The sequence below is a fragment of the Marinomonas sp. PE14-40 genome, from assembly GCF_051623805.1.
GTDB lineage: Bacteria > Pseudomonadota > Gammaproteobacteria > Pseudomonadales > Marinomonadaceae > Marinomonas.
The window spans coordinates 1,704,757-1,731,425 of sequence record NZ_CP130700.1; the positions used below are offsets into that span (position 1 = coordinate 1,704,757).

Genomic DNA, 26,669 nt, shown 5'->3' on the forward strand with positions numbered 1-26,669 from the left:
TTAGTTCTCGAGCTCTTGCGGCTCGTTTGATGCCTACTAGGCACTCATTTATTCTGTAAAAATACTTTGCGAAGCCCACACAAATGCAAACTATTTTAATAACCGTATTTCTTTTCAAACGCGTTCATGAAGTCAATCAAAGTTGTCACACCTTCAATTGGCATTGCGTTATAAATACTTGCCCTCATTCCCCCAACAGAACGATGCCCTGCAAGGGTTTTCAAACCCTGAGCCTCTGATTCTGCCAAGAAAGCTTTCTCCAAGGACTCGTCAGCCAAGATAAACGGAATGTTCATACGAGAGCGATAGTTGGGATCTATGTTATTGGCAAATAAACGACTCGAGTCTAACTTCTGATAAAGGCGTCGTGCTTTTTCTACATTGATTTTCTCAATTGCCTCAACACCACCCTGCTCAAGCAACCACTCAAATACCAAGTTTGCCAGGTAAATACTGTAAGTTGGCGGGGTGTTTACCATAGAAGCATTTTCAGCGATTTTGGCAAAGTTCCAAGTTGTCGGTAGGCTTTCTTGGCTTCGTGCCAATAGATCCTTACGAATAATGACAACGACAACACCAGCAGGTCCAATATTTTTCTGGGCACCCGCATAAATCAAACCGTAACGACTCACATCAATTTTACGAGACAGAATCGTTGAAGAAAGGTCAGCAACAATAGGCAAGTCAGTTTCAGGCAAGTCAGCGAATTCTAAACCACCAATAGTTTCATTGGGAGTAATGTGAAGATACGATGCAGATTCATCAATTTTCAAACCATCCAAAGCAGGCACAGTCTGATAGTTTGACTCCTTTGAAGAGGCTACTACATTAACCTTTGTATACTTACCCGCTTCTTTAATTGCTTTCGCAGACCAAACACCCGTATCAAGATAACAAGCAGAATCATAACCTGGTGTTAAGTTAGCAGGAATTTGTGCGAATAAAGTGGATGCTCCACCTTGCATAAATAACACTTCATAATTTTCAGGAATATCAAGCAACTTGATCAAGTTTTGCTTAGCCGACTCTAAGACGGAAACAAACTCCTTACTGCGGTGACTCATTTCCATCACCGACATCCCAACTCCATGCCAATCTAGTATTTCACGTTGCGCCTTAACTAAAACAGCTTCAGGCAAAGCAGCAGGACCAGAACAGAAATTATAAACACGAGACATGACGCTAAAAACCCTTCTAAAAACTAAAACCACCAAAAAACACAAGGGCGCATTATCAAAATAAGGCGCCCTTGCTTAGATACACTAACTAATGAGACACACTATCATTGTTCAGATTCACCCGAATCTGAAGTAGCGTCATCAGGTGCGGTTTCAGCATTTGCATCAGCCACCTCACCTTCTACTACCTCACCATCGACTTCATCATCTAGATCTTCGTCATCCTCAACTACTCGGACAACACCAACCAAATGCTCATCATTGGTTAATCGAATCAAGGTAACACCTTGTGTATTTCGCCCCTGACAAGAGACTTCGCTTACACGTGTACGAACCAAGGTTCCCTGATCAGTTATCAAGATAATTTCATCATCGTCAGCAACCTGAACAGCACCAACAACTGGGCCATTTCGATCAGAGACTTGGATACCGATAACACCTTGACCACCTCGTCCATAAACTGGGAAATCATCAATTGAAGTACGCTTACCATAACCGTGCACACAAGCTGTCAGTACACTCATACCTTCTTCTGGCACAATTAAAGACACTACTTTTGCATCTTCTGCCGCTAGTTTAATACCACGAACACCAGCAGCCGTTCGACCCATAGCCCTAACGTCAGACTCTTTAAAGCGTATTGTTTTACCAGTACTAGAAACAAGGACGATATCATCCTTACCATTTGTAACAGCAACACCAACAAGCTCATCAGACTCATCTAAACTCAAAGCAATCAGACCCGTTGAGCGAGGTCGAGAGAAATGCTGCATGGCAGTTTTCTTTACAGTTCCGTTTGCTGTTGCCATGAAGATAAAGCTTTCTGCTTCTTCATTTACATCTACTTCAGAGTCTTCAGCATCAGATTTCTCTGGTGTTACTAACGGCAAGAGTGCAGAAATTGACTCACCCTCACTTAGCGGTAGAAGGTTAACAATTGGACGACCTTTAGCATTACGACTAGCAACTGGAATTTCGAAAACACGCAACCAGTAAACTTTACCAAAGTTACTAAATAGCATGATGGTATCGTGACTACTTGTTACTAATAGATGGCTAATATGGTCTTCGTCTTTCATACTGGATGACGACTTACCACGACCACCACGCCTTTGAGCTTGGTATTCTTCTAGCGGCTGTGACTTGGCATAACCAGTATTAGAAATAGTCACAACCATTGGCGCTTCATCAATCAAATCAGCAACGGTCAAATCTTGACGAGATGTCAAAATTTCAGTACGACGCACATCACCAAACTGCTCTTTAATCTCAACCAACTCATCTCTAATCACTTCCATCAAACGTGATGGAGTTGACAAGATGTGTAGAAGTTCAGCGATGAGTTCAATTAGTGCTTTATATTCATTCTGTAGTTTTTCATGCTCAAGACCGGTTAAACGGTGCAAACGAAGATCTAAGATTGCTTGCGCCTGAACAGGTGATAAGTAGTAAGAACCCTCTTTAAAGCCAAACTCTTCTGGCAAATCATCAGGGCGACATGCATCAGTACCAGCACGCTCTAACATCGCCGACACATCACCTGGCGCCCAAGCTTTAGCAATCAATTTTTCTTTTGCTTCAGCTGAGGTTGGTGAGCGACGAATTAACTCGATAATTTCTTCAATATTCGCCAAAGCGACAGCTAGACCTTCTAGTACATGGCCACGCTCACGTGCTTTACGAAGTTCAAAAATAGTACGTCGAGTCACCACTTCTCGTCTGTGCTTAACAAAACACTCAAGCACTTGTTTCAGGTTTAACAACTCTGGACGACCATCAACCAAGGCCACCATGTTAATACCAAAAACACCTTGCAATTGGGTTTGAATAAAGAGGTTATTAACGACTACATCTGCGTTTTCACCACGACGTAGCTCAATAACAATACGCATACCATCTTTATCAGACTCATCTCTTAGCTCACTAATGCCTTCAAGTTTTTTGTCTTTAACCAATTCCGCGATTTTTTCAATAACACGCGCTTTATTTAACTGGTAAGGAATTTCGGTGAAAACAATTGCTTCACGGTTTCCTTTTTCCATCGGCTCTATATGATGACGAGCACGCATGTAGATTTTGCCACGACCTGTTTTATAAGCGTCAACAATACCTGCTCTACCATTAATAAAGGCAGACGTTGGGAAGTCAGGACCTGGGATAAACTCCATCAACTCATCTATTGTGATGGCTTCGTTATCGATTAATGCCAAGCTACCATCTATAACTTCGGTCAAGTTATGCGGTGGGATATTTGTCGCCATACCAACAGCAATACCCGAAGACCCGTTAACCAAAAGGCCAGGAATTCGAGTAGGCATAACATCAGGCATATGCTCTGTACCATCATAGTTAGGTACAAAATTAACCGTCTCTTTTTCAAGATCCATGAGGAAGTTATGAGCAATTTTTTCCATACGGATTTCGGTATAACGCATCGCAGCTGGGTTATCACCATCTACTGAACCGAAGTTACCTTGACCATCAACCAAGGTATAACGCATAGAGAAAGGCTGAGCCAATCGAACAATTGCATCATAAACAGCAGTATCACCATGTGGGTGATACTTACCAATTACGTTACCAACGATACGAGCCGATTTTTTGTATGCTTTATTCCAATCATTTTTCTCTTCATGCATCGCAAATAAAACGCGACGATGGACAGGTTTTAAACCGTCACGAACATCAGGCAAAGCTCGGCCAACAATAACACTCATGGCGTAATCTAAATAAGAGCTTTTCAGTTCGTTCTCAATACTGACGGGAGTAATTTCTTTGGCTAATTCACCCATAGGTACAATCGTTCCTTATGCCTTAGAGTCACATCGACTCTCTGGATATGTTCTTTTATAAGCGCGGCATTGTAGCACAAGCATATCCAGAACTCCCACTCTCATCTTTCATTTGCTTTCCCCCTCTTATTAAGATTGAAATAAACTTAAGATAAAAATCATCAAAAAAAGAAAAAATCTAGGTAAGACAAGACAAAAGCCAAGTTTAAAATGGAATAAAAGCCAGTGAAGCAGCTATAATGTAAGGGTTAAGTTTAAGGAGCATGCATGCTAACTAGCCCACAACAAAAACAATCTGTAGACACTTTAATTCACGCAAAGTGGATTGCTAGAGTCAACATAGATGAGCCTCTTATCGACCACACAATCGTAGTGGAGCAAGGCATAATTGTGGACCTACTTCCTCAAACACAAGCCAAACAAAAATACCAAGCGGACAAGAGTTATCAGCTGGATGAACATATAGTCACGCCAGGTTACATTAATGCTCATGGACATGCAGCCATGACATTATTCCGTGGCTACGCTGATGATCTCCCTCTTATGACTTGGCTAGAAGATCACATTTGGCCTAACGAGAGTCGCTGGTTAAGCTCAGAATTTACTCGCGTCGGGAGCGAGCTAGCAATAGCAGAAATGATTCGAGGTGGTACAACTTGCTTCAGTGACAACTATTTTTTTAGTCACGACGTAGGAAGCAGCGCACAAAAAATTGGCATCAGGGCGCAACTTTGCCCAACCATACTCAACATAAAAACCAGCTGGGCAAATAATGTTGATGAGTACCTAGCTCAGGCTGAGGATAGCTTTCATAAATTTAAATCCAGTAAGTTAGTAAATAGCATATTAGGCCCCCACTCGCCCTATGCTTTAAATGATGCAGATTTAACCAAGGTTGTGACCAAAGCTGACGATCTAGATTGCATGATACAAATGCACATACATGAAACAGCAGAAGAAATAAGCAACTCACTTGAACAATACTACTGTCGCCCTATTGCCAGAATAGACAGAGTTGGCATGTTAACCAGCAAACTTCAAGCTGTACATATGACACAACTAACAGAACATGAAATGGATTTAATCGCTGAAAGAGAAGTGAAAGTTGTCCATTGCCCTGAGTCTAACCTCAAACTTGCCAGCGGCTTTTGCCCTGTCAGCTCACTAAGATCAAGAAACATTACCCTAGCATTAGGCACAGATGGCGCCGCTAGTAACAATGATTTGGATATGCTAGGAGAAATGCGCAGCGCCTCTATGCTTGCCAAAGCCGTAGCAAGCGATGCAACAGAGTTAAATGCAGCACACACATTACGCATGGCAACCCTTGAAGGAGCAAAATGCATGGGCATTGACGACACTGTCGGCAGCATAGAAATTGGTAAACAAGCCGACCTTTGTACAACAGCTTTAAATGAACTTGCAAATTTACCCGTCTACAACCCAATTTCTCAACTAATTTATACGGCCAACCGTGATCAGGTAAGCCATGTTTGGGTTGCCGGTAGGATCCTTCTAAAAGACAAAGAATTAATGACGCTGGACTGCGACAAACTCAAGCAAGATGTTCAGCATTGGCAAGAAAAATTAGCACCTTAATAATAGTAGACAGAGGCCACGCAGTGATAAAATCAGCCAAAGCCCTGCAAACAAAATTGATTTAACCTTTTCTCTATTGGATATTTTTAATGAACAGCGACGCAAATCAAAACAATGTAGACACAGCTGAAATTGCAAAATTTGAAGCTTTAGCAAGCCGTTGGTGGGATAAAGAAAGTGAATTTAAACCACTGCATGATATCAATCCATTACGTACCAACTATATTGATGAACGAGCACCGCTTGCGGGCAAAAAGGTCATTGATATTGGCTGTGGTGGCGGCATTTTATCTGAGTCTATGGCACAAAGAGGCGCTAATGTAAAAGGCATAGATATGGGAGAAGCACCACTTGGCGTAGCAAGACTCCATAAACTAGAAAGCCAGCTAGATATTGATTACGAACGCATTACAGCAGAAGAAATTGCAGAACGAGAAGCTGGCCAGTATGACGTTGTTACTTGCCTAGAGATGCTAGAACACGTTCCCGATCCTGCGTCTATTATTCGCGCTTGCTATAAATTAACAAAACCTGGCGGCCAAGTATTTTTCTCCACTATTAACCGCAACCCTAAAGCCTACCTATTTGCGGTTGTTGGCGCCGAGTACATTCTTAATATGCTACCTAAAGGCACACATGACTATGCCAAATTTATTCAGCCAGCAGAACTGAGCAACTATGCGCGTCTTGCAGGCCTTGAAGTGCAAGACCTTACTGGCATGACCTACAACCCAATCACAAAAAACTATCGACTGACTGACAAAGATGTATCGGTTAACTATCTAATGCATACCATCAAAGCAGATAACTAACCCGCTTACACCCAGATATTCAAAGGAATTTATATGTTAGATTATCAAGCACCGAGCAATCTATTAAAAGACAAGGTCATTCTTGTCACGGGAGCAGGTGACGGCATTGGCAGAGTTGCTGCCATCAATTACGCTAAACATGGGGCAACTGTCATTTTACTTGGCCGCACCACAAAGAAACTAGAAGCGGTTTACGACGAAATTGAGAACCTTGGCTACCCTCAAGCAGCCATTGTCCCACTTAATCTAGACGGCTCTAGCGAACACGACTACGCAGATTTGGCAAATATCATTGAGACAGAATTTGGCCATTTAGACGGTTTACTTCACAACGCCAGCATTTTAGGTGACAGAACTGGGTTAGCTAACTATGAAGCAAGCACATTTGAACAAGTTATGCGCGTTAACGTAACAAGTCAATTTATGCTAACTCAAGCAGTTATGCCATTAATGGAAAAATCTAAAGCTGGCTCAATTGTTTTTACAACATCAAGCGTTGGACGTAAAGCCAGAGCTTATTGGGGAGCTTATTCAATCTCTAAATTTGCGACTGAGTCTATGATGCAATTGCTCGCAGAAGAATTAGAAAACACGACTGATATTCGAGTTAATGCGATTAATCCGGGGGCGATAAGTACAAATATGCGCAGCCGAGCTTATCCAGCAGAAGATCCAAATACAATCGCATCACCAGAAGATATCATGCCTCTTTACCTATACATGATGGGTGACGATAGCAAAGATCTGAACGGTCAATCCATTGACGCGCAAGCAAAAAAGGAAAAATCTAGCAATTAACCGCTAATTTTTTTCACACAAAAAAAGAGAGCCTAAGCTCTCTTTTTTTGCTCTAACCCTTTAAAAATGGGACTAAAAATACTTTGCACTTAAAAATCACCTGCTGTTAGTATGTGAAATCATTTTTTGAATTTGCATTTTATGTCCTTATTTATAAACCGCTTCACACAACATTTAAAAGTCAGTTCAGTTAAACCTTTTCAGACTCTTTTTGCATTGCTCACCCTTACTACTGGTGTAGCAGTTGCCTCTTCACATCAGACAACTAACATAGAAGCCAACAACACAAGTATGATTCAAATTAAACAAAGTCAGAGTGATAACAACCAATATCGCTACCTTGAATTAAATAATGGTCTAAAAGTCATTCTCGCTTATGACAGCAAAGCAGAAAAGTCATCCGCCGCACTCGCTGTTGGCGTTGGCGCCAATGATAATCCTGAAGGACAAGAAGGGCTTACTCACTTTCTAGAACACATGCTCTTCCTAGGAACAGAAAAGTACCCTGATGCAGGTGAGTATAAAACTTACATAAATGAATTTGGCGGTTCAAATAATGCCTACACAGCAGCAAACCACACCAATTACTTTTTCGATATCCAAGATGAAGGGTATGAAGGGGCTTTAGACCGCTTTTCACAGTTTTTCATTGCGCCACTTTTTAGTGAAGAATATACACAAAGAGAAAGAAAGGCCGTTCATTCCGAGTACACTGCAAAATTGAACGATGACGCTAGACGTAACAATCAAGCCTTCAAAACCCTATTTAACCCTCATCACCCTAGCAATCATTTCAGTGTGGGCAATCTAGACACATTAAAAGATTTACCTGAAGCCTCACTTAGAGAGCAATTGATAAATTGCTACCAAACACACTATCTAGCCCCAAATATGACATTATCTTTGGTGGCCAACTTACCTCTAGATCAACTTGAGGCATTGGCAAAACACTACTTTGGCTCTATTGCAGGGCAAGATGAACACCAAAAACAGACCACTGTTAAAGATCTACCTAACCTAGTACTTGCTGACACTGCAAATTTGCAGTTCATTAAGCCGATCAAAGATGGTCACACATTAACACTAAACTTCATTTTGCCATCACAAAATGCTCGCTATAAAGATCAACCAACACGCTACCTAAGCTATCTTTTAGGCCAAGAGAGCCAAGGCTCATTACATAGCTATCTAAAAGGCAAAGGCTGGATAAGAGGCCTTAGTGCAGGCCTAGGAACAGACTATATAAACAAGCAAAGCTTTAACATTCGCATCAAGCTAACAGATGATGGAGTTAAAGCAATTGACCAGGTGATACTCGCAACCTTCTCAAATATTAATAAAATCAAACACAATGATATAAATCTCGCCTACATAGAGGAAGAGAAGGCGCTATCACAGCTAGGCTTCAACTATCATAGCTATATCAGCCCGATACAATTATCTAGAACACTGGCAAGCCAATTACTTGATACGCCAGCTGAGGATGTACTTAATGCCTTCCAAATTTCAGAGTCAGCTAATCCAGACGAAATAAAGGCCTTGGCTCAGCAGCTTAGAGCTGACAACATGCTAATTCAATTAGCAACGAAAGGTGATGTGCCAGCACATTGGGCTAACACTCAAGTTAAGTGGCAAGAAGAACCTTGGTATCAAAGCCAATACGCCAACCTAAATTTGTCTGAAAACTTTATTAGCAAGCTTGATCAAGTAGCTAGCATAGAGCAAATTAAAGCACCGGATGCGAACACCTACATTCCAGAGTCTTTATCTTTGATCAATACCTATGACGAAGTGCCAAAGCGTATCTATCAGTCAGAGGGCATTAACTTTTGGCATAGATCAGATAATCGCTTTGATAAACCTAAAAGCAGTAACTATCTAGCTGTTCGTTACCCTGGAGCTTCAGATAACAATAAACAGTATGTGTTAAATAAACTTTGGGCTCGCCTACTCAATGATGCTCTGAGCGAAGCTACCTACCTACCTTATAATGCTAACCTAAATTACAATATTTATTCGCATATCAATGGACTTACCTTAATCACGGCAGGTTACAACGATAAACAGAATCAATATTTATTGTGGCTAATGCAGCAAATCAATGAACTTGAACCCCAAGCCGACAGATTTGAGCTAGCTAAGCAACAACTTAAAAAAGACCTTCTTAACAGCAAGCACGCAAATGCATACTCTGTCGCCCTATGGCGTCTATCAGAGTTATTAATTGAAGACAGCCACACTATCTCAGACATGCTAACAGCATTAGATGATATTAATTTTGATGACTTAATAAGCTTCAAAAACCTTGCACTATCCCAATACAATCTTGTGGGATTTAGTAACGGCAACATTAAAGAAGAGCAAACATTAGCCTTAGCTAAAAACCTTACAGAGCAATACAAAGAAAAGCTAGAGCCATCCACAGCTAAGCAAATTAAGCGTCAACTACTTAACAACCGAAGCCGCAATGCATTCAAGGTTGAAACCACCAGCCAAGATAATGCTATTCTTTACGTTTTATCTGGCGAAAAAGAAAACAACCTTACCGAAAAAGCTAACTTTGCGTTATTAAAACAAGCCATTGGCAGCCGCTTCTTTGGCCAACTCAGAACAGAGAAGCAACTAGGCTATATTGTTAGCACACATAATTTAACCAAAGCAGATGTGCCCGCTATCGGCTTTACCGTACAATCACCCGATCATGAAAGCCCTGAAATTGTTGAAGAGATCGAAAGCTTTATAAGTCAAGATTTACAACGAATTTGTGAGTTAAGCACACCAGATTTTGAACAAATTCGTAATAACATTTTGGTTCAACTTAAACGCAAGCAAAAAGAGCTTGGCGAAGACACAGGCCGCTTTTGGAGTGAGATAGCCAAACCAGAACAAGACTTCCATCGCCGTGAAAAGTTTATTCAAGTCATGTCTGACATTACGCAGGAAGAGTTTAGCGATTTTGTTTCTCAACAAATTTTATCTGGCGAGGCTCCTAGTATCTTGGTTCATAACAAACCCTTACTAAACGAGAACTTAAAAGAAGATTGGCTAGAAGTTTCTGCTAACAGCATAGAAATAAAATAAGTAAAAATAGAACTCTAAATACAAAAATGCCAACGCTTAATGTTGGCATTTTTTTGTTAATACGCTTTAGCTTATAGTTAATCCGATCTTACTGGAAACTCAAATTAACCACCTATCAGCTTCTCTAACATCTCATCATTACTCGACTCGACCCCTGACGACCCCTGATCGACACCGTCACTAGCACCCGACCCATTAATAAAGTTATTCAAGCCAGCATCAGTATCACTTTGAGCTGGTGCTGTTTGGTTATTTCTCGCACTTTGCTCTTTATCTGACATGCTGGAGAACTGTCCGGCATTAAGGTTGTCTTCTTTTGTAGTTGGCAAGCCAATTTCTTGTGTTATATCCCCTTGGTTCTGCAACAACTTATCCTTTTGATTACCAAACAAACCCACTTCAGGCATCATTGCCATACGCTTTTTCTGAATTTCTGGCGGGATATAACCACTAAAAAGTACGGTATAAGGAGCATCTCGCGTTCTACGATTCACTTCTCTATATATCTCCTGCTCACGTATCGCAGCTTTATTTGTTTCTAGATAAGACAAACGCTCATCATTAGCCGTTATGACAACATTAGTCGCAACTTCTGGCTTGGTTTCTTCCGCTCGAATTACACCAACCTCTAACTCAGTATCAAGCACAACTTGATGCGTCGTTCGTATCACCTTGTCGCCATAAACTATGTCAACAACACGCCTCTCTATCGTTTGAGAAAAGACGCTTGATGATACTAATGCAATTAACAGAACTGGCTTACGCACAAAACCCTCGCCTAAAACTTAGCAGATAACAGAATAACTTTATTGAGTGTACCTCACTAACAGATAAACTCTAACCTTAATTTATCGTCTCTTATGAAGATAACTCAAGAACTAGGTTTTATCTTAATACAACACATTTGTGACAGACATAAAAAAGCCGAGCTTAATGCTCGGCTTTTTCATTTCAATTTTGACCTAAATTATTTATCTAAACTATAGATCAATAACGTCAAACTCAACTTCTGGCGCAACATCAGCATCATAATCAACGCCTTCAACACCAAAGCCAAACAACTTTAAGAACTCATCTTTGTATAACTGATAATCTGTTTTTTCAAACAAGTTTTCAGTCGTAATACTTGGCCATAGTTCACGACAAGCTGCTTGCACATCTTCACGTAGCTCAAGATCATCCAAACGTAAACGGTTAGCATCATCTACATTCGTAGCAGGATCAAGATCATTATACAAACGCTCAGAGAACATGCGTTGAATCTGTTCGATACAACCTTCATGTATACCTTCTTTACGCATAACGTTAAAAACCATTGCTAGGTATAAAGGCATAACAGGAATTGCAGCAGAGGCCTGAGTCACAACAGATTTAAGTACTGCAACATTCGCACCACCACCATTAACGGCAAGACGCTTATTAATTTCACTTGCAGCGCGATCCAAATCTTCTTTAGCCTTACCTAGCGCACCATGCCAGTAAATAGGCCAAGTAATCTCTGAACCAATATAAGAATAAGCAACTGTGCGTGTACCATCAGCTAAAACACCTGCTTCTTCAAGAGCCGACATCCACAATTCCCAATCTTGTCCACCCATAACAGTCGTAGTAGCAGCAATTTCTTCTTCTGTTGCAGGCTCTACTTCAGCATCAATGATGGTGTTTTTATTCGTATCAATGGCAGTCGCACGATAAGTTTCACCAATTGGTTTAAGAACAGAACGAATAACTTCGCCTGTCTCAGGTAATTTACGTACTGGTGACGCCAGAGAGTAAACAACCATATCAACCTGACCTAGATCAGCCTTGATAGTTTCAATAACTTTTTCACGCGCTTCATTAGAGAAAGCATCACCATTAATGCTTTTAGCATATAAGCCTTCTTCTTTAGCAAACTTTTCAAATGCAGCAGCATTATACCAACCCGCTGTACCTGTCTTTTTCTCAGTTGCTGGCTTCTCGAAGAAAACACCTAAAGTTGCAGCACCAGAACCGAATGCAGCAGTAATACGCGACGCCAATCCGTAACCACTAGAAGAACCAATTACTAAAACTTTCTTAGGGCCATTTTTAACTTCGCCCTTATTTTTAGTAAATTCAATTTGCTCTTTAACATTCAACTCACAACCAGTTGGATGTGTTGTCGTACAAATAAATCCGCGAATCTTTGGTTTAATGATCATAAAATTTTCTCAATGTCGTATTTTCAGCCAATCACAAAAAAGAGGATTTAGGCCGAAAGTGATAATAATCCAGTGTTATCAATTGCTAGGCACTTGCTCAACAATTATAAATCCTGCCCATAATACCTTACCCTGCGCTTCAGTCCTACTCTCAGTATCTGATTATCATTCAATGATCTGAATTTTTCCTTTTACAGCAAAATACGAATCATAAACCGAAGAAAAACAATTACTAAGAGTTATATCATCATTTTTTACGACATCTCAACCAAATGAATAACAACTAACTAAGTGCAAACTAGCTATTTAAAGTTCACTAACGATTCTCGGGTTAAATCACTTAACTTATTTGCCCCACATAACGTCATAGCCACACGCATTTCTTTTTCGTACAGATCAATCAAATTTTCAACACCTGACTGCCCTTTTGCTGCTAAGGCATAAATATACGAACGCCCTAACATAGTCACATCAGCACCTAGAGCGAGCATTCTGACCACGTCTAAACCGTTGCGAATACCTGAATCAACCAGAATTTTCACATCATCTTTTACCGCATCAGCAATGCTTGGCAAAGCCTTAGCAGAAGACAAAACCCCATCTAGCTGACGCCCCCCATGATTGGACACTATGATGCCATCAGCACCAAATTTTACCGCATCTTTAGCATCATCAGCGTCTAGAATACCTTTAATGACCATAGGTCCATCCCAAAAATCTCGAATCCATTCCAAATCTTTCCACGAAATAGACGGGTCAAAGTTATCACCTAACCACCCAATATAATCAGCAAGTTTGGTCGCTTCACCTCGGTAGGTTGATATGTTTCCAAGGTCGTGAGGCTTACCCAACAAACCAACATCTAGCGCCCATTCAGGATGACACATAGCCTGAACTACTCGACGAAGGGGTGCATTTGCACCACTCATACCTGAATGCATATCTCGATAACGTGCACCTGGCACAGGCATATCCACAGTAAACACTAGTGTCGTGACACCTGCGGCTTTAGCGCGCTCTAATGCATTCTTCATAAAGCCGCGATCTTTTAAGACATAAAGCTGGAACCACATAGGCCGCTCAATACTTGGGGCCACCTCTTCGATCGGACAGACAGATACTGTAGACATGGTAAAAGGAATACCTTTTTTGTCTGCCGCTTTTGCTGCCTGCACTTCTCCTCGTCTTGCATACATACCAGTTAAACCAACAGGTGCTAAAGTAATAGGCAAATCTAATTTTTCACCAAATAATTCAGCACTTAAATCCAATTCAGACATATCATTTAAAACACGTTGCTTTAAGGCGATCTCAGCTAAGTCTTGAGTATTCCTACGTAACGTATGCTCATCATAGGAACCACCATCTATATAATGGAATAAGAACGGGGGTAATTTCGCTTTTGCTGCTTTACGGTAATCTGTTGAAGACGCAATTATCACAGGACCAACCTCTTGCTTTAATATGAAAATGATTGAAACACCAAACACTCGATAACAACACATTCACCACTATGCAGCGGGTAAACACCTTCTTCCAAGTATTTAAAAATTACCGGCATTAGCCGTCAATATTACAGTGTGGTAAACACTATTGGTAATACCAATATTACCAATTAACTAGTCTCTTTATTCCATATTGTAGAAAGATTATCAAGTACTAGATATTTATGAGCCTCGAAGCTAAAATCCATAAAATAGAATCTTTAAATGGTATTACCAATTTATCGATATTATCAAACGCAGTTTAGGAAATATAAATGGCAGGCTTAAAAATCTCTGATCAAATCACCAAAGAGCTTGAAAGCATGATGATTGAAGGTTTGCTTAAGCCTGGAGATAAGTTGCCTCCAGAAAGGGAGTTAGCAGAACGATTTAAAGTCTCCCGCCCTTCTTTAAGAGAGGCAATTCAAAACTTAAAAGCGAAAGGTATGGTTGTTAGTCGCCAAGGGGGCGGTAATTACATCAGTGAAACTCTGGGTAGCGACCTGCGAGATCCTTTACTACAGGCTTTGTCTGAACACGATGAATTTAGGTATGACTTATTAGAGTTTAGAGACGCATTAGAAGGCATCTCCACTTACTATGCAGCAATAAGAAGTACCGATGAAGACAAACAAAAACTGACCGCTGCGTATGAAGATCTGGTGCAAGCTCACAATATGCGCTTACCTGAATTAGAAGCAAAAAAAGACGCTGCATTTCATTTGACCATCGCCGAATGCGCTCATAACGCTGTGATGCTACATACTATGCGGGCGCTTTTTCAAATGTTGTCGCAAAGTATCGCAGCTAACCTGAATTATCTATTTCAACACAGCGAAGCAAGAGAAATGGTTATGCAACAACACACAGCAATCTACAATGCCATAATGACTGGCGATGGCAATGTGGCTAAGCTCGCTATCCATGAGCATCTGTCTTATGTTGAAGACATCTTACTTGAAGTAAGTCGACTTGAGTCGCGCCGTCAAAGAGCCTTAAAACAAGCTAATTTACTTCTATAGACTCTCAAATATATTTTCTTTGCACAAAAAAAGCAGCCTTGGCTGCTTTTTTATTCGACTCTCATATTAACGGCCCGGACGCTTAGGCTTTCTGTTAGCACTTTTTTGCTGAGCAGGTCTTGAAGCGTTTGGCTTTTTACCCGCACCAGCAGGTTTAGCAGGACGAGATTCTCCCCTTCCGCTTGCTTTATCGGCTTTCTGATTAGCTTTGGTTCTCGCCGCATTCTTTGCCATGGTTGGCCTATTACTAGAATGGGATGCGCCCGTTGCCTGGCCCGGTTTTGCCTTTTTAGGTCGGCGAGAAGCTTGCTTGTCTCTTTCTTCACCAGGCACCAATTTATTAACGCCATCACCAATCAAATCACCGCGCCCCATTGCACGTAACGTTTTACGTAACGCTGACCAGTTATCTGGATCGTGATAACGCAAGAAGCCTTTCTGCACCACTCGTTGCTCAGCTTCTTTAATTGTCACTACATCTTCACTCTTATAAGTCACCGCTTTTAACGGATTCTTACCAGAATGGTACATAGCTGTTGCTAGTGACATTGGGGACGGATAGAAGGTTTGCACCTGATCTGGCTTGAAATCGTTTTGCTTGAGCCAAAGGGCTAAGCTCAACATATCCTTGTCATCACTGCCTGGGTGGGCTGCGATAAAATAAGGTATAAGATGCTGCTTTTTCCCCGCTTCTTTAGAGTACTTATCAAACATACGCTTGAATCTATCGTAGGTTCCCATACCTGGCTTCATCATTTTTGCCAAAGTATCAGTTTCCGAGTGCTCTGGTGCAATCTTTAACAGCCCACCGACATGATGAGTTACCAACTCACGTACATATTCTGGGTCTTCTACCGCTAAGTCATAACGCAAACCAGAGGCAATAGAAACGGTATGCACCCCTTCAACAGCGCGTGTTTTACGATACAGCTGAGTGGTTGGGCTATGATCAGTAATTAGGTTTTCACAAATCGTCGGATAGACACAGGATAATTTACGGCAAGAGGCTTGAATCTCATCATTCTTACAATTAAGCATGTACATATTAGATGTCGGACCACCGAGATCTGAAATATGACCGGTAAAGCCAGGGACTTTTTGTTTGATATCTTCAATTTCATTCAAAATAGATTCGTGTGAACGACTTTGGATCACCCGGCCCTCATGCTCTGTAATGGAGCAAAAGGTACAACCACCAAAGCAACCACGCATAATGTTTATCGAGGTTTTAATCATGTCATAGGCAGGTATTTTAGCCTTGCCATATTTAGGGTGAGGGACACGAGCATAAGGTAAATCAAACACCCCGTCCATTTCATTGGTTAGTAACGGTATTGGCGGCGGGTTCACCCAAATTTCTTTTTTACCGTGTTTTTGCACTAAGGTTCTTGCGTTATGCGGGTTAGATTCTAGGTGCAAAACTCGCGAAGTGTGGGCATACAACACAGGGTCTTTTGATACTTTCTCAAAAGAAGGTAAACGCACATAGGTCTTAGCTGGATCAAGTTTTTGCTTACGTCCAAGAGGTGCTGGTATAACACGGATAGGCATGACATCGGACTCTTCCTCGTCAGACTGACACTTACCTTCTGGAATGTATTCGTATGGGCTATAGATTTGATCTACTTTACCCGGCCAATCGACACGGGTTGAATCAAGCTCAGTCCAACCACCTGGTGGGGTATTCAGCACCACAGTTGTACCACGAATGTCACTGATCTCTGACATTTTCTTACCAGCAGCAATACCATGAGTCACTTCAACTATGGCTCTTTCTGCATTACCGTAAAGTAAAATATCAGCCGTCGAGTCTATTAACACCGAACGCCTAACTTCATTACTCCAATAATCATACTGGGCAATACGGCGTAAGCTTGCTTCAATGCCACCTATCATGACAGGCACATTTGAAAAGGCTTCTTTACAGCGTTGAGAATATACTATTACAGCTCTATCTGGGCGTTTACCACCAGCACCATAAGGAGTATAAGCATCATCATTACGGACTTTTAAATCGGCCGTATAACGGTTAATCATAGAATCCATGTTGCCTGCAGTTACGCCAAAATAGAGATTTGGCTCACCCAAGCGTCGAAAATCTTCAGCACTGCGCCAATTGGGTTGATCAATAATCCCAACGCGATAGCCCTGCCTTTCTAACAGACGGCCCATCACTGCCATACCAAAGCTAGGATGATCAACATAAGCATCACCTGTTACTAAGATGACATCACAAGAGTCCCAACCAAGTTGATCCATTTCTTCGCGACTTGTGGGTAAGAATGGGGCTATGCCATAACATTCAGCCCAATATTGCGGGTATGAAAATAGGTTAGCTGCGCTCTTGTGTTTTTTGATCATGATTAACTGTGCCTGATTTGCTGTTTTCCATAGAAAACTAGCTGCTATTCGAAACATTTCTAAGGGCGCTATTGTCCCAGAAATTGCATCATGAATACAGTCTTGTAAAAGCAAAGATAAATTAGATTTATATTTTATCAATGTAAGAAGAACAAGAGCATTTTACCTTGATACACAAACAAACTTTATTGCTTACTCGCCATAGAAGGAGATATCAAATAAACCAAATTATGCCCCTCTCATTGCACTATTCATCCACCATAAACATAAAAGCGCTTGTTCAAACTTCAGCTAATTATATATATGTTCAGTTTCAAGTTTAGCAATTCAAATTTGATCAATTATTTAAGGTCTAAATTCAAACCACAAAAATAAAATTCACATTTAAAATCTCTTAAATATGCGTTAGTATCCACTTACTTTATGAAATAATTATATAAGAGTCATGATGTTAATACTTGGAAAAATGGACTATTACCTCGCTCTACTTATTTTGTTTACGTCCACTAGCCTACACGCAGTTGCAGCGGATTCCTCACAAACGACTTTAAATAAGGTAAAGAACCGCGGCGACCTCAATTGCGGTGTTTTCCCAGATGACCCTGCTAGAAGTGCGATTAACCTTGAAGGTCAATGGCAAGGGTTTTATGTAGATTTTTGCCGTGCTACTGCTGCTGCCGTCTTAAAAAACCAAGCATTTGTTAATTACATCGAAGTGGGAGCAACGACTCGCTTTACAACGCTTCTTGAGTCAAAAACAGATGTGGTCATGTATAGCTCCACATGGACCCATTCAAGAGAAAGTAATTATCAACTAGACTTCCCTGCTGTGTATTTATTTGATGGCCAAGGCTTTATTGTGCGATCAGCCGCTAATATTCAATCCCTTGATGATCTAGACAATAAGACTGTGTGTGTCACACAAAATACCAGCACTCACCAGAACTTGGTAGACCTTATCGAAAGCCGACAACTTAACACCAAAGTCCTATTCTCTAATGGCGATAGTTTTTTCAGAGGTGGTCCCTGTGATGCATATACAGCTGATCGCATGAATCTTGCCACTAACCGTGCGAACCGTACCGATAAGCCGGAAAACTATCGCCTATTACCAGACACAATTTCCCGCGAACCTATTGGCCCTATGGTACGTAATGATGATGACCAATGGAGCAGAATCATTCGCGCGGTCGTTCATGCCCTCATACTTGCTGAAGAAAAAAACATTAACGCCAATAATATCGATCAAGCACTAGCGTTAGCTAAAAACGCTGAAATACTAAATCTGCTTGGTAAAAAAGGTGATATAGGTGAACAACTTGGATTAGATAGCCAGTGGGCCTATAGAGCAATAAAAGCGGTAGGGAATTATGGTGAAATATACAATCGCCATTTTGGCATCAATTCAAAAGTAGGTATTGAGAGAGGCATCAATCAGCCTTGGACTCAAGGTGGCATACTCTATGCACCTATTTTTAAGTAATCTTAGCCTCTTCAAAGAGTGAACCATGAAGATTGATCAGACATTGAAGTCAAATAAATTTAAGCATATTAGCTTTCGCCTGAACCTTGTATTGTTTGTGGTACTCGGCTTTTACCTTGTTGCCAGTTATATGAGTATTCACACCTTGGCGGAACAAGCAGAAAAGTTCAAAGCCTTATCAGGTGACCATTTTGAAAGTGCAATGAATGCCGCTGAATTAGCAAGAGATGCTGAGGTTATTGCCGCTCAAGCAATTGAGCAATTGATCAGTAGTGATAGAAGCATCTCTAATGAAGAAGTTTTGAACCAAAGCTTGGTGGCTATTTATCAAAATGTTAGACAAAAGTTAAACTCTAATGCTGAGATGGATGCCGCTCAGTTGGATAAAATAGATAAGTTACAGGTCCCCTTTTTTAAGAGCTTAAAGCATTTAGAACTTAGCCTTTTACAAGAACAAAAACTCATTTTTGATAAACAAGAAAATACGCAAAAACTTACCTTATTATCCCAATGGCTTATCGAAGAAGATATTAAAACAAGCCACCCTGAGTTTTATCTCCATGCACTTGCTGTTTTAAATTACACCTCGCTTGCACTTAATACAGAAAGCCTTGGGCAATTAAACAAAATCAGCCAACTTAGCCAAGCCTCTTTTGACTCATTAACCAGCCTTAAGTTAACCCAAACAAAAGAACAAAATTTCTTAAACCAATTAGAGCCTTTATTAAAAGAAACGATTGCGCTACAAACACCTCTTCAAAAAAGTCACAGAGCAACACTTGCTGCGGCTAGAACGGCAAGATTACATGCTCAAAGGCTAAGTGGCAGCAGCTATAACTACTTTTTGACGCTAAAAGAAGCGGCTCAAACAGCCAGCGCACAACATCAAAATGTGGTTGACCAAGCCATTACCCGTTTATTTATTTTTAGCGCTGTCTTTTTACTGTTAACAGGTATTACTTATTTCTTTATTCGTTTTTTCATTATACGAAGGCTCAATAATTTGAGTAAAACCATGCAATGTCATGTAAAAGGACAAGAAGTAGAAATTCCTCTTAAAGGCAATGACGAAATCGCTCTCATAGCACAAGCATTTGCAGTATTTGTTAAAGCCAGAATTGATGCAGAAGAACGTCTTAAAAAAGCAAATTTGGCGACTGAAGCAGCGAATAAAAAATTAATGCTATTTAATGATCAATTGCAAACTTTGAGTGACACCGACGAATTAACCCAAGTGGCTAATAGACGACGCTTTTTCACCGAGGCTAATGATAAATGGCAATATGCGCTTCACTATAACAACTGGATTGGCATCATCATGCTAGATGTGGATTTATTCAAATCTTACAATGATTATTATGGCCATCTTGCAGGGGACCAATGTCTGTATAAAATTGCCAAATTATTAGAGCAAGAGTTAGACCAAAATACAGACATTATTGCCCGTTATGGCGGAGAAGAGTTTATTATTTTACTCCCTATGAAGGACCAGACCAGCTGCTTAGCAATAGCAGACCACTTGTTAAATGTTTTGATAGAAACAGGTTTACCTCATTTGCAAAACCCTCATCAAATCGTAACCTTAAGTATGGGGGTAGCAGCTTGCGTCCCTGAACCTGACTCAAATATACAGCATCTGATTAAAGATGCTGACAGTGCGCTTTACCAAGCGAAAAACAATGGCCGTAGTCAAGTAAAGCTAGCTCAGCAGGAGACTTTTAGGCTTAATAGCTCTGTATAAAAAACACAGGGACCCCCTGTTTGATTTCATTTTGTGTGATGTAAAAGGAAGTGTACATGCCCAAGATTAGTTCCCCTCTTTCACGACGCTCAGCACTAAAAGGGATGGCGCTCGCAGCAAGTGCGTCCAGTCTTCCCATTAGTTTACTAAGCTCACCCATAAATGCAGCAAACCATAAAGATGTCGCTTTATTTTTATCCCTAAGTAGCCTATTAACAGGCATCAAACTTGACGCCAGCTACTTACAACTAGGGCAAGATATTCTCTTCCTTTTAGGATTGAATTATCAATTTAACTTACAGTACGACAACCTAGTTTTAAGCTTTGAGGAAAACCATTCTGAGGCTCAAGAACAGGCTTCCTATTTAGCTAAGCACCACCCCTACCCAGTTCAGGTTATTCTTAAAGCTTGGTATTTAAGTCAGGTCAGCCTTAGTGAGAAAGATAAACAAAACCCTTTAGTACAAAAGCTTTGTCCAAATTTAAGACAAGAAAAAGAAAATTATCGAATGGCTGGCCAAGGAAGAGACTCTCAATTGCAAACAGTCATTGGTCAAATAAATTATGATGAAGCTTTAACTTGGATGGCCTGTAGTTTTACCAAACCATCTGCTACTTGCGGCGGTCCTTTTGGTTACTGGAAAGAGGCTCCAACACCAGTTTAACTGTCACACATTTGATGGAACAAATACCAATATGAAAGAAGCATACGAGCAAAAAAACTATAGCCTAACTCACCCTCAAGAAAGCATTGAAGCGGATGTTGTCATAGTCGGTGCTGGGGTTGTCGGTAGCATAATGGCCTGGAAACTATCTCAAAATGGCTTGAATGTTGTAATACTAGACGCTGGGGCCAAGGTTAATAAGGTTGATGCGATTAATCGTTACAAGAATGATCTAATAAAAGAAGCAAACTCCCCTTATAAAATGATGCCTTGGGCGCCTGTCCCAGATGATAACGACCCTTTAAGTTATTACGTTCAACCTAAATTACCTAGTTCGCCAAACGCACCACAAGAGCCTAAAAAACAAATTGCTTTTGAAGGTTTTTTTATGCGTTTAGTCGGCGGTACCTCTTGGCATTGGACTGGCCACGCAGAACGCCTTTTTCCCAATGACTTTAGAATGAAAACCCAATACGGAGTGGGGAAAGACTGGCCCATTAGTTATCAAGATATCGCTCCCTATTATCACCAAATTGAAGATGCATGGGGAGTTGCTGGCGGCCCAGATTGCATCGCCCCATCACCAGACATTCAATACCCCATGCCAGAAGTCCCGCGCTCTTATTTAGATAGAGTCATAGGCAAAGGGGTTAAAGAACACAATCTAGGTCCAGATAGCCAACCACTGCCCCACTGTCGTAACTCTGTTCCAAGAGATAACAGACCTCAGTGTTGCGGCAACGCAAGCTGTCTACCTATCTGTCCAATTGGGGCTAAATATGATGCCAGTGTCCATGTTGAAAAAGCACAACAATTGGGCACAAGAGTGTTGGCTAACCGAGTTGTTTTCCAAGTCGCCCTTGAAGAAAATGGTAAACAAGTTAAAGAAATTTATTACCGTAATTTTGATGCTGACCCAAAAACTGGCCCGATTGGCATTGCCAGAGCAAAAACCTTTATTCTGGCGGCCCATGCAGTGGAAACAGCCAGACTTATGCTGCTTTCAGCAGGTAAGTTCAATGTTCCTGAAGCGGGGTTAAGTAACTCATCAGATCAAGTCGGTCGAAATTTAATGGGCTTTGCCAATATTAATACCTTAGGTTATGCCTCAGATAATATGAAAGTTTACCCCTATCGTGGGCCAGTAAGTGCAACAGGCGCCTTTGGACAATGGCGAGACGGAGAGTTTCGTTCTGAATATGCTTCTATCGCGCCTTTTATCGTCAACGCGGCCTTTAAAGGGGGAATCGGCCCAATCCAAGAAGCAGAAAAAGGCATAGAGAAAGGGCTAGTCGGCGAAGCGTTAAAACACTATGTCGATAATCGAACGGCTCGTCAGATTAATCTACACAGTACGGTTGAAATACTGCCAATTAGTACAAATAGAGTGACGCTCTCAGACCAACTTGATCCACTAGGCCTACCTAGACCTGAAGTAAATTTCCAGCTGGATGATTACACACTAAGAGGCTGCAAAAAAGCATGGGACTGGCATCTAGATGTCTTTCACTCGCTTGATATTAAAACCATCACAGATGAGCCTATGCCAGCAAAAACAGAAGAAAATTGGCATAAATTTGTCGCGGGTGACTTCAAACAAAAATATCAATTAAGTCTCACTTCTGGCGATGCGGTTATCGCAGGCACGGCATGTATGGGTGATGATCCCAAAAGTGCTGTGGTGAATAAATACAGCCAAAGCTTTGATCATAGCAACCTATATGTAGTCGGCACGGCTAACTATTTAAGCGTAGGCAGTGCGTCGCCTTCTTTAACTGCAGCCGCATTAGGCCTTCGCAGTGCAGAGCATATTGTCAGCCACTTTTTTAATGCTAGTGCCAAGGAGTCAGCATGAGCATCTTTAAAAACAATAAAATACCAAGACGTTCATTCATTAAAGGAATAAGTTTAACCAGCCTTACAGGGCTCGCGGGCGCCAGTGCGGGATATTTTATCTCTGGCGTTCCCAGTGCTTGGGCGAAAAACACCCACTCACGTCCTTTGCAAAATCCACCTCAAGAAGTTGCCGAGGATGGCTTACTAAGAGTCAGCATCAATGCGCAATATGGCAATTTTGAGTTAATGAGTCAGCAAACTTATTTACGTTGCTTTGATAATCAACCAATAGGTCGTACGCTAAGAGTCAAAGCGGGAGACACAATCAGGTTAGGTTTACATAACAAACTTCCTTATGACCCATTACAAGAAATTTGCACCAGCATCCCAACTGAAGAAGACAATACTCCAAGGGGGTTTAATGTGACGAACATGCATGTACACGGCGTACATGTTTCCCCAAAAAGTCCAGCTGATAATATTTTCACCTTAGTCAGATTCCAAGAATCTGAACAATATATTTATAACATTCCTGAGGACCATCCGCCTGGAACCTATTTTTATCATGCACACTTTCATGGCTCGGTTGCCCTACAGGTAGCTTCTGGTATGGCTGGCGCAATGATCATTGAAGGTCCAATTGATGATGTACCCAAAATTAAAGCCTGTAAGGAACAGGTCTTGTGCTTTCAAACACCTAGGTTTGATAATGAAGGTTTATGCGAAAATTATGATTTATTAAGTGAGCAAGGTGCCATCTTAATCAACGGCCAATATAAGCCTGTTATCAAAATGAAGCAGGGAGAAGTACAAAGATGGCGTATGGTTAATGCCAGCCATATGGCAAATATGCAATTTAACGTACAAGCACATGAAGTTACGGCTCTTTGCTTTGATGGTAACCCTTTAGAAGAAAGCCGCATTCAAAATCAAATTGTCATGGTGCCAGGTAATCGAGCAGATATATTAATTAAAGCACAAGAAACAGGTACCTATGCCATCTACTCAGAACCCGTTACAGGTACTGATACAGAAGCGGAAAAGGACGCAAAACGATTAGCTAACCTTATCATTGAACCACAAGAGTTAGACATGCCTCTTTTTCAGGGAAAGTTACCTAGACCTAATTTATTAAATAATATTAACAAGGATGAAATTACTTTTGGACGACGTTTAGAATTTGGGCTTTCAGGTGCCGCAGAGGGGAAAAAGTACACAATAAATGGCGAGCCTTTTTCTTGTCTAAACCCATGGCAGATCCCTTTAGGCGCGGTGGAAGAATGGGAAGTTTATAATCATACCGCAGAATCACACCCTTTCCATATTCACGTCAATCCGTTTCAGATGATAAGTGGTGGAGACGTTGAGCCAGGAACTTGGCTCGATACTGTTAACTTAGCGCCTTTCTCACGCATTCGCTTCAGAACACGATTTGAAGATTATACTGGCACCTTTGTATTTCACTGCCACAACCTTACGCATGAGGACCTAGGTATGATGCAAGCAGTAGAAGTTGTGCAACCAATGCCTTAATGAGATCAAAGGGCGACGATTAGGTCGCCCTTCCCACTTAATTACAAAATGAACCCACCATCACATTAATCTGATAGTTTCTCAATATCCATAATGCCTGCTACACCATCCAAGGGCTTAAAAATGGTAATCATGGCAGAATAAAGTGTTTTACTATGGCTTTCTTTTGCATCACAAAAAAAAGCATAGTTTGTACCTGATACCACCTGAGTGGCCACAGCAACGGGCGTGTATTGAACATCGTCGAAGTGCGCTGTTGCTTCTTTAAAGCACGTCATGGCCCTATCATCTAACGAAGAGCTAAATGGACCATACGTCCCTACCATCATGTACGACATAATTTATTCCTTTAAATCTAAACACATTGGTAAATTGAGCTAGCAATAAGCAAAGGTTATCACTGACTCACAACAAATATAAAACACGATTTATCACTCAGCTAGTGTAATAATCTCATTTAAGCAAAAGTCTCATATAACGAACGTTAAGGGATCATATTTTCATCGAAAAACACTAACCCTTTGTTTTATATAAACATTAGCGAAATTTAATAATAGGCAAAATAAATGAGTTAATGCTAATTAAAACAGTTGTTAGACTTACTCACGACAATATTACACCTCTTACAAAACGCTAATTTCAGCCTTATAAAACATCAAAAAATTTATCTAATTGAACTTTTTATTCATGTTTTGCGTATTCCTCTAAACAGATTGTCAATAAAAGCAAAATATGAAATCTAATTAGCTGTACATTCATACAGCTTTATTTTTTAATAAAACACCTTTTATTTCTTAGATTAGAACTAAAGTAGATAAATCTAATCTATATAAAGCTTGAAGCAGCTTTCTGTTTTCGCAAACCTTATTACGCTAAACATGTTGCAGGTACTATGACTAAAAAAGTGGATAACTCATTGGTTAATAAAACTCAAAATACATCCCTTAGCCAAATGGACACTCAAGCTCATCTTGCTTTAGGTGAGTATTGCCTTATTTCTGCACCGTTAGTTGATCTTCCTAATGGACAAACCTGTGTGCCACAACATTTTTATGGTTATAGTCATAGCCTTGAAAGTGTTGAACATTTACTAGGTAAAATAACCTTTGATCAAGCTTTTCCCATTTTCTGTGCTGAAGATGAGCAAGGGCTTTTCATTCAAGTTGGCATTATTGGTAGAGAGAACTACGAGAAGAGCATTCCAGAAAGGGGCAAAAAAATTGTCTATGGCCGTAAATGGCGAGTAGAAGTTAACCTACCTACTTCAGAGATAGTGCAAACTGTTTTTTTAGCACTAAAGAAAACACGTGAGCATGAAATTCGAGAGCTTTTCAGTCTAAAAACAGAAGATGGCATGAGGATAAGCACACCTTTTAATAGTCATCACGACCTGCCTTTAATGGCACAATATGCTGAACTGTTCGACTTAAGCATGGACCCAAATGCTGACTTTGATATGAATGTTATCAATCAGACCTTTGAAAGGCTCAGCTTTGATCAAACCCGGATTGAATGCTTAGACATGTGTACTCGTCGAAATGGAAAAATTCTTATCGATATTATTTTCCATATAGGCAATGCCGCTCAAGATCCTCAAATTGAATTCGCAGAACTACATGGAATTGAATGTACTCTAGTCCTAAATAAGGCCTGTATTAACGAATTGTTATATGAAGTCATGCAGTGTTTGGTGAATTTAAGTGACAGATATGTTGAAGAACACTTCAGCTTTAACGGCTTTAGACGCTTTAGCCGTAACAACAACATCCAAGCAATCGGTGATTTCTCTATTAACACGCGAAAAATCCATGAAGGTACTTTGAACGAAGAAGGTAAGCGTCTCATCAGTGAACATAATTGCCAAGTCGATGAAAGCCGAGCACCGCTCATTAAATTAGCACAACAAAAACAACGCCTTGCCTCATCATTTGTACAAACAGAATCAATGGAAGGCTTTCTGCCTAAAGGCTTAAAAGACGAAATATAAGCGCAGGTTAAGCTTTTTAACTGGCAAGTTTTTCTTCTGTATTAACCCGTTAATACCTTAGACAGATTATTTATTGTTACAACTAACCTACCGTAATCAAACTGACGATAGGAA

18 protein-coding genes are annotated in these 26,669 nt (G+C 40.7%); 11 read left to right on the top strand and 7 right to left on the bottom strand.

Annotation, left to right across the window (positions count from 1 at the left end; all coding sequences use genetic code 11):
- Positions 1 to 95: 95 nt before the first annotated feature.
- The gene (gene serC / locus Q0A08_RS07800; RefSeq protein WP_438466019.1) at positions 96 to 1,178 is read right to left on the bottom strand and encodes a 3-phosphoserine/phosphohydroxythreonine transaminase; all 1,083 of its coding nucleotides are present in this window, start codon (positions 1,176 to 1,178) and stop codon (positions 96 to 98) included.
- 104 nt (positions 1,179 to 1,282) lie between these two features.
- Entirely contained in the window at positions 1,283 to 3,970 is a 2,688-nt protein-coding gene (gyrA, locus tag Q0A08_RS07805) for a DNA gyrase subunit A (RefSeq protein ID WP_438466021.1), read from the bottom strand.
- 267 nt (positions 3,971 to 4,237) lie between these two features.
- Here gyrA and Q0A08_RS07810 point away from each other — a divergent pair, with 267 nt between their 5' ends.
- The 4 genes from Q0A08_RS07810 to Q0A08_RS07825 all read left to right on the top strand — a co-directional run bounded on the left by Q0A08_RS07810 (position 4,238) and on the right by Q0A08_RS07825 (position 10,260).
- Positions 4,238 to 5,569 (top strand): TRZ/ATZ family hydrolase, encoded by a 1,332-nt coding sequence (locus tag Q0A08_RS07810; RefSeq protein ID WP_438466023.1) that lies wholly within the window; start codon positions 4,238 to 4,240, stop codon positions 5,567 to 5,569.
- A gap of 89 nt (positions 5,570 to 5,658) precedes the next feature.
- Positions 5,659 to 6,381, top strand: a complete 723-nt coding sequence (gene ubiG / locus Q0A08_RS07815) for a bifunctional 2-polyprenyl-6-hydroxyphenol methylase/3-demethylubiquinol 3-O-methyltransferase UbiG (protein ID WP_438466025.1) — start codon at positions 5,659 to 5,661, stop codon at positions 6,379 to 6,381.
- Between the two features lie 33 nt (positions 6,382 to 6,414).
- Positions 6,415 to 7,179, top strand: a complete 765-nt coding sequence (locus tag Q0A08_RS07820) for a YciK family oxidoreductase (protein ID WP_438466027.1) — start codon at positions 6,415 to 6,417, stop codon at positions 7,177 to 7,179.
- 141 nt (positions 7,180 to 7,320) lie between these two features.
- Complete coding sequence (locus Q0A08_RS07825; RefSeq protein ID WP_438466029.1) at positions 7,321 to 10,260, top strand: insulinase family protein; 2,940 nt, start codon at positions 7,321 to 7,323, stop codon at positions 10,258 to 10,260.
- Between the two features lie 104 nt (positions 10,261 to 10,364).
- Here the strand turns inward: Q0A08_RS07825 and Q0A08_RS07830 are convergent, their stop codons facing one another.
- The 3 genes from Q0A08_RS07830 to lldD all read right to left on the bottom strand — a co-directional run bounded on the left by Q0A08_RS07830 (position 10,365) and on the right by lldD (position 13,885).
- Entirely contained in the window at positions 10,365 to 11,027 is a 663-nt protein-coding gene (locus Q0A08_RS07830; protein ID WP_438466031.1) for a hypothetical protein, read from the bottom strand.
- A gap of 213 nt (positions 11,028 to 11,240) precedes the next feature.
- Positions 11,241 to 12,443, bottom strand: a complete 1,203-nt coding sequence (gene fabV / locus Q0A08_RS07835; RefSeq protein ID WP_438466033.1) for an enoyl-ACP reductase FabV — start codon at positions 12,441 to 12,443, stop codon at positions 11,241 to 11,243.
- 302 nt (positions 12,444 to 12,745) lie between these two features.
- Positions 12,746 to 13,885 (bottom strand): FMN-dependent L-lactate dehydrogenase LldD, encoded by a 1,140-nt coding sequence (lldD, locus tag Q0A08_RS07840; RefSeq protein ID WP_438466035.1) that lies wholly within the window; start codon positions 13,883 to 13,885, stop codon positions 12,746 to 12,748.
- A gap of 317 nt (positions 13,886 to 14,202) precedes the next feature.
- Here lldD and Q0A08_RS07845 point away from each other — a divergent pair, with 317 nt between their 5' ends.
- Positions 14,203 to 14,949: a GntR family transcriptional regulator gene (locus Q0A08_RS07845; protein WP_438466037.1), complete on the top strand. Its 747-nt coding sequence runs from the start codon at positions 14,203 to 14,205 to the stop codon at positions 14,947 to 14,949.
- A gap of 66 nt (positions 14,950 to 15,015) precedes the next feature.
- On the opposite strand, the gene Q0A08_RS07850 is transcribed toward Q0A08_RS07845, so the two are convergent.
- The gene (locus tag Q0A08_RS07850) at positions 15,016 to 17,310 is read right to left on the bottom strand and encodes a YgiQ family radical SAM protein (RefSeq protein ID WP_438467618.1); all 2,295 of its coding nucleotides are present in this window, start codon (positions 17,308 to 17,310) and stop codon (positions 15,016 to 15,018) included.
- 448 nt (positions 17,311 to 17,758) lie between these two features.
- Here Q0A08_RS07850 and Q0A08_RS07855 point away from each other — a divergent pair, with 448 nt between their 5' ends.
- From Q0A08_RS07855 to Q0A08_RS07875, 5 genes are read left to right on the top strand one after another with little or no spacing between them, the layout of a single operon-like run.
- The gene (locus tag Q0A08_RS07855) at positions 17,759 to 18,793 is read left to right on the top strand and encodes an amino acid ABC transporter substrate-binding protein (RefSeq protein ID WP_438466039.1); all 1,035 of its coding nucleotides are present in this window, start codon (positions 17,759 to 17,761) and stop codon (positions 18,791 to 18,793) included.
- A gap of 25 nt (positions 18,794 to 18,818) precedes the next feature.
- A complete protein-coding gene (locus Q0A08_RS07860; RefSeq protein WP_438466041.1) occupies positions 18,819 to 20,534 on the top strand; it encodes a diguanylate cyclase in 1,716 nt (571 codons plus the stop codon).
- A 56-nt stretch (positions 20,535 to 20,590) separates the two neighbouring features.
- Positions 20,591 to 21,199 carry a sugar dehydrogenase complex small subunit gene (locus Q0A08_RS07865; RefSeq protein ID WP_438466043.1) on the top strand — a complete coding sequence of 203 codons (609 nt, stop codon included), beginning with the start codon at positions 20,591 to 20,593 and terminating at the stop codon, positions 21,197 to 21,199.
- A gap of 31 nt (positions 21,200 to 21,230) precedes the next feature.
- Positions 21,231 to 23,054 carry a GMC oxidoreductase gene (locus Q0A08_RS07870; protein ID WP_438466045.1) on the top strand — a complete coding sequence of 608 codons (1,824 nt, stop codon included), beginning with the start codon at positions 21,231 to 21,233 and terminating at the stop codon, positions 23,052 to 23,054.
- The gene (locus Q0A08_RS07875) at positions 23,051 to 24,568 is read left to right on the top strand and encodes a multicopper oxidase family protein (protein WP_438466047.1); all 1,518 of its coding nucleotides are present in this window, start codon (positions 23,051 to 23,053) and stop codon (positions 24,566 to 24,568) included. Before Q0A08_RS07870 ends, Q0A08_RS07875 begins: the two co-directional genes overlap by 4 nt.
- A gap of 65 nt (positions 24,569 to 24,633) precedes the next feature.
- On the opposite strand, the gene Q0A08_RS07880 is transcribed toward Q0A08_RS07875, so the two are convergent.
- Positions 24,634 to 24,906, bottom strand: coding sequence for a hypothetical protein (locus Q0A08_RS07880; RefSeq protein WP_438466049.1), 273 nt, complete (start codon positions 24,904 to 24,906; stop codon positions 24,634 to 24,636).
- A 554-nt stretch (positions 24,907 to 25,460) separates the two neighbouring features.
- On the opposite strand from Q0A08_RS07880, the gene Q0A08_RS07885 reads away from it, so the two are divergent.
- Positions 25,461 to 26,555: a hypothetical protein gene (locus Q0A08_RS07885; RefSeq protein ID WP_438466051.1), complete on the top strand. Its 1,095-nt coding sequence runs from the start codon at positions 25,461 to 25,463 to the stop codon at positions 26,553 to 26,555.
- Positions 26,556 to 26,669 lie beyond the last annotated feature (114 nt).

Bases quoted from the DNA above. Each gene is read 5' to 3' on its own strand.
- serC (WP_438466019.1), bottom strand. From the start codon at position 1,178: ATGTCTCGTGTTTATAATTTCTGTTCTGGTCCTGCTGCTTTGCCTGAA.
- gyrA (WP_438466021.1), bottom strand. From the start codon at position 3,970: ATGGGTGAATTAGCCAAAGAAATTACTCCCGTCAGTATTGAGAACGAA.
- Q0A08_RS07810 (WP_438466023.1), top strand. From the start codon at position 4,238: ATGCTAACTAGCCCACAACAAAAACAATCTGTAGACACTTTAATTCAC.
- ubiG (WP_438466025.1), top strand. From the start codon at position 5,659: ATGAACAGCGACGCAAATCAAAACAATGTAGACACAGCTGAAATTGCA.
- Q0A08_RS07820 (WP_438466027.1), top strand. From the start codon at position 6,415: ATGTTAGATTATCAAGCACCGAGCAATCTATTAAAAGACAAGGTCATT.
- Q0A08_RS07825 (WP_438466029.1), top strand. From the start codon at position 7,321: ATGTCCTTATTTATAAACCGCTTCACACAACATTTAAAAGTCAGTTCA.
- fabV (WP_438466033.1), bottom strand. From the start codon at position 12,443: ATGATCATTAAACCAAAGATTCGCGGATTTATTTGTACGACAACACAT.
- Q0A08_RS07845 (WP_438466037.1), top strand. From the start codon at position 14,203: ATGGCAGGCTTAAAAATCTCTGATCAAATCACCAAAGAGCTTGAAAGC.
- Q0A08_RS07850 (WP_438467618.1), bottom strand. From the start codon at position 17,310: ATGATCAAAAAACACAAGAGCGCAGCTAACCTATTTTCATACCCGCAA.
- Q0A08_RS07855 (WP_438466039.1), top strand. From the start codon at position 17,759: ATGTTAATACTTGGAAAAATGGACTATTACCTCGCTCTACTTATTTTG.
- Q0A08_RS07860 (WP_438466041.1), top strand. From the start codon at position 18,819: ATGAAGATTGATCAGACATTGAAGTCAAATAAATTTAAGCATATTAGC.
- Q0A08_RS07865 (WP_438466043.1), top strand. From the start codon at position 20,591: ATGCCCAAGATTAGTTCCCCTCTTTCACGACGCTCAGCACTAAAAGGG.
- Q0A08_RS07870 (WP_438466045.1), top strand. From the start codon at position 21,231: ATGAAAGAAGCATACGAGCAAAAAAACTATAGCCTAACTCACCCTCAA.
- Q0A08_RS07875 (WP_438466047.1), top strand. From the start codon at position 23,051: ATGAGCATCTTTAAAAACAATAAAATACCAAGACGTTCATTCATTAAA.
- Q0A08_RS07880 (WP_438466049.1), bottom strand. From the start codon at position 24,906: ATGTCGTACATGATGGTAGGGACGTATGGTCCATTTAGCTCTTCGTTA.
- Q0A08_RS07885 (WP_438466051.1), top strand. From the start codon at position 25,461: ATGACTAAAAAAGTGGATAACTCATTGGTTAATAAAACTCAAAATACA.